Genomic DNA, 8,479 nt, shown 5'->3' on the forward strand with positions numbered 1-8,479 from the left:
CCGGTCGCCGTGGGCGGCCGGGCCTTCGCCGTGTCCGGTCCCCGCCGTCGGCTCCGCATAAAGGTTCGGCCATGGTGAATACTTGCGACTTATGGCGCAAAGCAAGTCGTTCACCGGCAGGGACATGGGCATCGACCTCGGCACCGCGAACACGCTGGTGTATGTGCGGGGCAGAGGAGTGGTACTCAACGAGCCCTCGGTCGTCGCCGTCAATGCCGAGGACGGCAGTGTGCTGTCGGTGGGTTCCGAGGCGAAGGAGACCATCGGCCGGACCCCCTCGAACATCGTGGCCATCCGCCCGATGCGCGACGGCGTCATAGCCGACTTCGAGGTGGCCGAGCGGATGCTCCGGCACTTCATCAAGAAGGTCACCGGCAACCGCCGGCTCTCCCGGCCGCGCGTCGTGGTGTGCGTGCCCTCCGGCATCACCGGCGTCGAGCGCCGGGCCGTCATCGAGGCCGCCTCCCAGGCCGGGGCGCGGGCCGTGCACCTCGTCGAGGAGCCCATGGCGGCGGCCATCGGCGCGGGCCTGCCCGTCAGCGAGCCGACCGGCTGCATGGTCGTCGACATCGGCGGCGGTACGACGGAGGTCGCGGTGATCTCGCTGGGCGGCATCGTCACCGCCCGGTCCGTGCGGACCGCCGGCGATGCCATGGACGCGGCGATCATCTCCTATGTGAAGAAGGAGTACGCCCTCGCCATCGGTGAGCGCACCGCCGAGGAGATCAAGCTGAGCATCGGCTCCGCGGCGCCCACCGGGAAGTGGACCGCCGCCGGACTCGCCTCCGTGGCCCGGCAGTTGGAGAAGCACCCCGAGAGTGGTGCCGGTGGGGACCCTGAGGAGACTCAGGGGTTGCTGCCGCCCGATCGTTTCACCATCCGGGGGCGGGATCAGGTCAGTGGTCTGCCCAAGACGCTGGAGCTGACCGCCGATGAGGTCCGGCATGCGCTGACCGAGCCGGTGGACGCGATCGTGATGGCGGTGCGGCAGACGCTCGACGAGACGCCGCCGGAGTTGTCCGGGGACATCATGGATCGGGGGATTGTGCTTACGGGGGGTGGGGCGTTGTTGCGGGGGTTGGATGTGCGGTTGAGTCGGGAGCTGGATATTCCGGTGCTTGTTGCGGATGAGCCGCTGGATTGTGTGGCGGTGGGGACTGGGCGGTGTGTCGAGGACTTCGCGAAGTTGCGGACGTTGCTGGATGCGCAGCCGCGGTTGCCCGCGAGTGGGCGGTTGTAGGGGGGTTTGCCCCGGTCCCTCCCCCAGAGGGGGCACCCCCATTTCACCGTGTCTTGCAGGGGCTGCGCCCCCACACCCCCGCGAAGCGCGCTGCGCGCGCTGTCCTCAATCGCCGGACGGGCTAAGCCAGCCCGTCCGGCGATTGAGGACAGCGCGCCGCAGGTGCGCTCGGGGGTGCGGGGGCTCGCCCCGCAAGAAACGGTGAAAGGGTGGGCCCGGGGCAAGCTCACAGCCTGTGCGCCGCCCCCGCCGGGCTCGCCCCCCGCGTGTCCAGCAGCAGCTGCGCCTTCACCGCCAACCCCTGCAAGTCATACGTCCGATGGTGCTGAAGAAGCACCGTCAGGTCCGCCGTCGAAGCCGCCTCGTACAAGCAGTCCACCCGCGGCACCGGCCGCCCCAGAACGCGCCACTGCGGCACGTAGGGATCGTGGAAGCCGATCTGGGCGCCGAGCTCCATGAGCCGGGAGGCGATCTCGCGGGCGGGGGAGCCCTCCTGGTCGGCGGTGTCGGCCTTGTAGCCGACGCCGAGGAGGAGGACGCGGGCGCCGCGGGCGGACTTGCCGTGTTCGTTGAGGAGGGCGGCGCAGCGCTGGGTGATGTAGCGGGGCATGCGGCCGTTGACTTCCTGGGCGAGTTCGACCATGCGGAGGGGGTAGCCGAGGCTACGGCCTTGGTAGGAGAGGTAGTTGGGGTCGACGGGGGTGCCGTGGCCGCCGACGCCGGGGCCGGGGCGGAAGGCCTGGAAGCCGAAGGGCTTGGTCTCGGCGCAGCGGACGACGTCCCAGAGGTCGACGCCGATGTCGTGGCAGAAGACGGCCATCTCGTTGGCGAAGGCGATGTTGATGTGCCGGTAGTTGGTCTCCCACATGCGGACGGTCTCGGCCTCGCGGGGGCCGCGGGCGCGGACGATCTTCTCGCAGAGGCGGCCGTAGAAGGCGGCGGCGGCCTCGGTGCAGGCGGGGGTGAGGCCGCCGACGACCTTGGGGACGCGGTCGATGCCGCGGTCCCGGTTGCCGGGGTCGGCGCGGCCGGGGCAGTAGGCGAGGTGGAAGTCGCGTCCGGCGCGCAGTCCGGAGCCCGTTTCGAGCAGGGGGCGCAGGAACTCCTCGGTGGCGCCCGGGTGGACGGCGGACTCCAGGAGGACGGTGGTGTGCGGGCGGAGCCGGGCCGCGAGGGCGCGGGCGGCCTGTTCCACGGCGCCGAGGTCCAGGGCGCGGTTCTCGCCGAGCCGGGTGGGGGCGCAGATGACGGCCGTACGGACCCTGCCCAGTTCGGCGTCCTCGGTGGTGGCGCGGAAGCCGGCGGAGAGCATCCGCCGGAGCTCGGCGGCGGTGAGGGTGCCGCCGTCCTCGGCGGGCAGCCGGCCGGCGCGGAGTTCGGCGACGGTGTGCGGGTCGGGGTCGTAGCCGACGGTCACGAGCGAGGCGGCGGTGGCGGCCCGGGCGAGCGGGAGGCCGAGGTGGCCGAGGCCGATGACGGCGAGATCTGCGGGCATGTGCGAGCGGTCCTTCCCGGTGAGGAGCCGTGGGGTCCTGCGGGCGGGGACGCTGGACCGATCCCCGGATGATGTACATCAGGTTAAGGGGATATACGACATATTCCGGGCATTGTCGCGGCGGGCGTCGCCATCCGTGTCATGGCTGCGACGGATGGGCCGGGGGTGACGGGGCATGACGAGGGGTGCCCGGCAATCACCGGGGTATCCGGCACAGCCGAGCGGCCGGATCTGGGGCAGCATCGGAGGAGGCGCCCCCTGAGGGCGCCCGACGGGCAAGCGGCAGCGGGAGGCAGTGGTGAGGACAGCGACACTCGGCCCGGCCGAGCGCGGCGAGGCGCTCGCCCGGATGGCGGAACGGGAACTGGACGTCCTGGTGGTCGGCGCCGGGGTCGTCGGCGCGGGCACGGCGCTGGACGCCGCCACCCGAGGGCTGGTGACCGGGCTCGTCGAGGCCAGGGACTGGGCCGCGGGCACCTCCAGCCGGTCCAGCAAGCTCATCCACGGCGGTCTGCGGTACCTGGAGATGCTCGACTTCGCCCTCGTCCGCGAGGCGCTCAAGGAGCGCGGCCTGCTGCTCCAGCGGCTCGCCCCGCACCTCGTCAAACCGGTGCCCTTCCTCTACCCGCTCCAGCACCGCGGCTGGGAGCGGGTCTACGCGGGCTCCGGGGTGGCGCTCTACGACGCCATGTCGCTCTCGTCCGGCCACGGCCGCGGGCTGCCCGTCCACCGCCACCTCACCCGGAAGCACGCCCTGCGGGTGGCTCCCTGCCTGCGCAAGGACGCTCTGGTGGGCGCGCTCCAGTACTACGACGCCCAGATGGACGACGCCCGCTACGTCACCACCCTGGTGCGCACCGCCGCCGCGTACGGCGCCGACGTGGCCAACCGGGCGCGCGTGGTCGGCTTCCTCCGGGAGGGCGAACGGGTCGTCGGGGCGCGGGTGCGCGACCTGGAACAGGGCGGCGAGTTCGAGGTGCGCGCCCGGCAGGTCGTCAACGCGACCGGCGTGTGGACGGACGACACCCAGCAGCTCATCGCCGAGCGCGGCCAGTTCCACGTCCGGGCGTCCAAGGGCATCCACCTGGTCGTCCCCAAGGACCGCATCCACTCCACCACCGGGCTCATCCTGCGCACCGAGAAGAGCGTCCTCTTCGTCATCCCCTGGGGACGCCACTGGATCATCGGCACCACGGACACCGACTGGGACCTCGACAAGGCCCACCCCGCCGCCTCCAGCGCCGACATCGACTACCTGCTGGAGCACGTCAACTCGGTGCTCGCCGTCCCGCTCACCCGGGACGACGTGCAGGGCGTGTACGCCGGGCTGCGCCCGCTGCTGGCCGGGGAGTCGGACGCGACGAGCAAGCTGTCCCGCGAGCACACCGTGGCCCACCCGGTGCCGGGCCTGGTGGTCGTGGCGGGCGGCAAGTACACGACCTACCGGGTGATGGCCAAGGACGCGGTGGACGAGGCGGTGCACGGGCTGGCCCAGAAGGTCGCCGAGTGCGTCACCGAGGACGTCCCGCTGGTGGGCGCCGAGGGCTACCGGGCGCTGTGGAACGGCCGCGCCCAGCTCGCGCAGCGCACCGGGCTGCACGTGGCGCGGGTGGAGCACCTGCTCAACCGGTACGGCTCGCTGGTCGGCGAGGTGCTCGACCTGGTGACCGCCGACCCGTCGCTCGGCCGGCCCCTCGGCGGCGCCGAGGACTACCTGCGCGCCGAGGTCGTCTACGCCGCCTCCCACGAGGGCGCCCGGCACCTGGACGACGTCCTCACCCGCCGCACCCGGATCTCCATCGAGACCTTCGACCGCGGCACGCGCAGCGCCCGCGAGGCGGCGGAGCTGATGGCGCCGGTGCTGGGGTGGGACGCGGAGCAGGCCGGCAAGGAGGTCGAGCACTACGAGAAGCGGGTGGAGGCGGAGCGGGAGTCGCAGCGGCAGCCCGACGACCGGACGGCGGACGCGGCGCGCCTGGGGGCGCCGGAGATCCAGCCGCTGGGGTAGGCCCCGTACAGCCCGGTCTCAGCAGAACTCCGCGCTCAGCAGCCGCTCTTCGGCCTCCGCCGGAACCGTGTCCGTGTTCGCCCGGTACGTCAGCACATGCCGCCCGTCCGCCGTCCCCACGGCCCGTACGTACGAGCCGCTGATCTCCCCGTTGTGCCCCCACAGCACCGCCCCGCAGGGCAGCCGCACCGGGAACAGGCCCATGCCGTAGCGCCCGCCGGAGGCGGACGTGTCGCGCATGGCGCGCAGTTCCGGCGGGGGGAGCAGGGCGCCGCCCAGCAGGGCGGCGAAGAAGCGGTTGAGGTCGGGGAGGGTGGAGACGAGCTCGCCCGCGGCGCCGGCCACCGACGGGTTGAGGTCGGTGACGTCGACGGGGCCGCGCGGGGAGGGCGTGTAGGCGCGGCCGTGCGGGGCGGGGAGGGTCACCCGGGTGCCGGGGAAGCTGGTGCCGGTGAGGTGCAGGGGGCCGAGGACGCGGCGCCGGGCCTCGGCGGCGTAGGACCGGCCGGTCACCTGACGGATGACCATGCCGAGCAGGAGGTAGTCGGTGTTGGAGTAGTGGTAGCGCGCGCCGGGAGGCGCGTAGGAGCGGTGGGAGAGGGCGGTCCGTACCAGTGCGCCGGGCGTGTGGGGCTCGAACCGGTGCCCGGCGGACCCCTCGCCGAGGAACGAGCGGGAGAAGGAGCGGTCGTCGGTGTAGGAGAACAGCCCGCCGGTGTGGGTGAGGAGTTGGCGGACCGTGACGTTCCGGGTGAGGCCGCGGCGGCGCAGCGCGGTGGCCTCCCGGGACGGGAGGCGCCGGGCGACCGGTTCGTCGAGCCGCAGCCGCCCCTCGGCCACCAGCTGGAGGACGACGGTGGCCACCACGGTCTTGGTGATGCTCCCGGCCCGGAAGCGGTCCGTGCGCCGGATGCGGCGCCCGGTGCGGAGGTCCGCCACCCCGGCGGTGGTGAACCGGGAGCCGCCGTGAGCATCTTGTGACAGCTCGGCGGCGCCGGGAACCGGTCCTCGTGCAACCATGTCCTGTACTGGAGAGCGGGCAGGGTCGCCATCGCACGCCGTCGTCAGGGCCGTGACGGTGCAGCACAGCGCGGTCATGGCCGCCGTGAGGCGCGAGAGGGCACTGCGCGTCGGCATGCGCTCATCATCCATGGTCGGCGGACCCTGGCCTTCCTCTGGTCGGCGGATGAGAGACAATGGTCGCTCTGCCGGGGTCGGTTGGTCGCAGAGCTGAATGCCAGAGGGGACGCATGTCGGACGCGGAGCAGACGCAGGGTACGACCGGGCGCCTCCTCGCCGGGCGCTACCGCCTCGGCGACGTGCTCGGGCGGGGCGGCATGGGAACGGTCTGGCGGGCCACCGACGAGACGCTCGGGCGTGTCGTCGCGGTCAAGGAGCTGCGCTTTCCCGCCAACATCGACGAGGACGAGAAGCGCCGCCTCATCACCCGTACCCTCCGCGAGGCCAAGGCGATCGCCCGGATCCGCAGCGCGGGCGCCGTCACCGTCTACGACGTGGTGCACGAGGACGACCGCCCCTGGATCGTCATGGAGCTCATCGAGGGCCGTTCGCTCGCGGACGTCATCCGCGAGGACGGCCCGCTGAAGTGGCGGCGCGCCGCCGAGGTCGGCCTCGCCGTCCTCGACGTGCTGCGCGCGGCCCACCTCCAGGGCATCCTGCACCGCGACGTGAAGCCGTCCAACGTGCTCATCGCCGACGACGGCCGCGTCGTCCTCACCGACTTCGGCATCGCCCAGGTGGAGGGCGACCCGTCGGTCACCTCGACCGGCATGCTCGTCGGCGCCCCCTCGTACATATCCCCCGAGCGGGCGCGCGGTCAGAAGCCGGGCCCGCCGGCCGACCTGTGGTCGCTGGGCGGCCTGCTCTACGCGGCCGTCGAGGGCGCCCCGCCGTACGACAAGGGCTCGGCCATCGCCACCCTGACCGCCGTCATGACCGAGCCGCTGGGCCCGCCGAAGAACGCGGGCCCGCTCGAAGGTGTCATGTACGGGCTGCTCGCCAAGGACCCGCAGAAGCGGCTGGACGAGGCGGGCGCGCGGGCGCTGCTGACGGAGGCGGTCAACGCCCCCGACGAGCGGCCGGCCAGGCCCGCCCGTACGCCCGCCCCGGACACCACTCAGGCCATCGCCGTCCCCAAGGGCCTCGCCGGCCCCGCGAAGGCGGACAGACCCGCCCGGGAGAAGACCCCGCGGAAGCCCGCGCCCCTGCCCCGGGAGCGGACCGCGACCGGCACCGACGGCGAGACCTCGGGCAGCGCCTTCCGGCCGCTGCGCGACGCGACCCCGTCCGGTTCCGCGGCCGCGGCCCGCGCCGAGGCGGAGCCGGTGGGCGGCGGGTACACCGAGACCCTGGTGCGGATGCGGCCCCCGGTGCAGAAGCGTGTGCTGCTCGCCGTGGTGGCCGTGGTGGTGCTGGCCGTCATCGGCACGGTCATCGCGCTCGTCGTGAACTCGGGCGACTCGGACAACGGCAGCCTCGGGCACACCGGTTCCGGACGTCCGGCGGTCGTGGCGGTGTCCGTGCCGGGTCCGGCGTCGTCGTAGGAGGTCCGCCGGCGCTCCGGCAGCAGGAAGGTACGGACCACTGAACGGCGGCGTGTGCGGCGCTCGAACGGGGTGCTGAACGGCCGCCGTTCATCGAGTCCGACGATCTGAGCGGTACGGGCGCGCCACGGTGCGTTCGGCACGTATCGTGAAGGACCGGGGACGGAACGCAGCCGTGGCCGGGCGCCAAGTCGCCGGTGGCCGCGGCCGGTCGGGTGGTGGGTGCAGGGATCGCGCGCTTTGGGGAGGCGTCGTGGACGACTATGCGGGCCGGGTGCTCGCCGACCGGTATCGCCTTCCGCTGCCGCCGTCCGACGCGTTCGAGCTGGTGGAGACGCGCGCGTTCGACGTGTACAGCGGGCAGGAGGTCCTGATCCGGCAGATTCCGCTGCCGGAGGTCGTGGACGCGGAGCTCGTCGAGGGCGGGCCCGGGGGCGCGGGCGGCCCGGGGCGGGGGAGCGGCGGCGACCGGGCCGGGCGGCCGGGGCGTACGGTCGCCGGGGCCGCGGACCCGGCGGTCCGCAGGGCGCTGGAGGCCGCGACCGCCGCGGCCGGTATCCCCGACCATCCCCGCCTCGACCAGGTCTTCCATGTCTTCGCCGAGGCCGGCAGCCTCTGGATCGTCAGCGAACTCGTCCCCGCCCGCCCGCTCGCCGCCGTCCTCGCGGAACGCACGCTCTCCCCGCACCGGGCGGCCGAGGTCGCGGCCGACGTCCTGACGGCCCTCCGCGCCCTGCACGCCCAGGGCTGGACCCACCGCAACATCACCACCCGCACGGTGCTCATCTGCGAGGACGGCCGGGCCGTCCTGACCGGCCTGGCGGCGGGCGCGGCGGAGGAGGCGCTCTGCGGTTACGACCCGGTCCCGCCCGCCGGGGGCGCGCCGAAGGCGCCCGCGCCAACTCCCGTACCGCCCGGGCCCGCCGGCGTGCCCGGAGCCGGGACGGCACCCGCGTCGCACGGCCGCAAGAAGGGCCCCCGCTCCGAGGCCATCGCCGCCTACCGCGCCGGCACCCTCGCCGCGGCCCGCGCCGGACGCCCCCCGACGGGCTCCTCGACCTGGGGCGGCGGCAGCGCCGCCAGCGGCACCGCCCCGGCCCCCGACTCCACCGCGCCCTGGAGCGCCGACGCGCTGATGCGCGGCACGGCGCCGGGAGGCGCGGGGGAGCGGC

Annotated in this window: 5 protein-coding genes and 1 pseudogene; 4 read left to right on the forward strand and 2 right to left on the reverse strand. The window is 73.8% G+C overall.

From position 1 onward, the window contains the following. Positions 1 to 91: 91 nt before the first annotated feature. The gene (locus tag HN013_RS24625) at positions 92 to 1,240 is read left to right on the forward strand and encodes a rod shape-determining protein (RefSeq protein ID WP_171169831.1); all 1,149 of its coding nucleotides are present in this window, start codon (positions 92 to 94) and stop codon (positions 1,238 to 1,240) included. Positions 1,241 to 1,466: 226 nt separating this feature from the next. On the opposite strand, the gene HN013_RS24630 is transcribed toward HN013_RS24625, so the two are convergent. Beyond that, entirely contained in the window at positions 1,467 to 2,735 is a 1,269-nt protein-coding gene (locus HN013_RS24630; protein ID WP_171169837.1) for a nucleotide sugar dehydrogenase, read from the reverse strand. Positions 2,736 to 3,033: 298 nt separating this feature from the next. Here HN013_RS24630 and HN013_RS24635 point away from each other — a divergent pair, with 298 nt between their 5' ends. Further along, a complete protein-coding gene (locus HN013_RS24635; protein ID WP_171169839.1) occupies positions 3,034 to 4,743 on the forward strand; it encodes a glycerol-3-phosphate dehydrogenase/oxidase in 1,710 nt (569 codons plus the stop codon). An 18-nt stretch (positions 4,744 to 4,761) separates the two neighbouring features. Here HN013_RS24635 and HN013_RS24640 read toward each other — a convergent pair whose 3' ends face one another. Further along, positions 4,762 to 5,880: a serine hydrolase gene (locus tag HN013_RS24640; RefSeq protein WP_171169840.1), complete on the reverse strand. Its 1,119-nt coding sequence runs from the start codon at positions 5,878 to 5,880 to the stop codon at positions 4,762 to 4,764. Positions 5,881 to 5,993: 113 nt separating this feature from the next. Here HN013_RS24640 and HN013_RS24645 point away from each other — a divergent pair. Together HN013_RS24645 and HN013_RS24650 are read left to right on the forward strand one after the other, a co-directional pair. Next, a pseudogene (locus HN013_RS24645) lies at positions 5,994 to 7,268 on the forward strand (serine/threonine-protein kinase); the annotation flags it as partial. A gap of 292 nt (positions 7,269 to 7,560) precedes the next feature. Then, positions 7,561 to 8,479, forward strand: a 919-nt coding sequence (locus tag HN013_RS24650; protein ID WP_171169844.1) for a protein kinase, incomplete at its 3' end; no start/stop codon positions are given.

The sequence above is a fragment of the Streptomyces sp. I05A-00742 genome (assembly GCF_013055795.1).
In the GTDB taxonomy this organism is placed as follows: domain Bacteria; phylum Actinomycetota; class Actinomycetes; order Streptomycetales; family Streptomycetaceae; genus Streptomyces.

Coding starts and splice junctions, on each gene's coding strand:
- HN013_RS24625 (WP_171169831.1), top strand. CDS start 92: ATGGCGCAAAGCAAGTCGTTCACCGGCAGGGACATGGGCATCGACCTC.
- HN013_RS24630 (WP_171169837.1), bottom strand. CDS start 2,735: ATGCCCGCAGATCTCGCCGTCATCGGCCTCGGCCACCTCGGCCTCCCG.
- HN013_RS24640 (WP_171169840.1), bottom strand. CDS start 5,880: ATGCCGACGCGCAGTGCCCTCTCGCGCCTCACGGCGGCCATGACCGCG.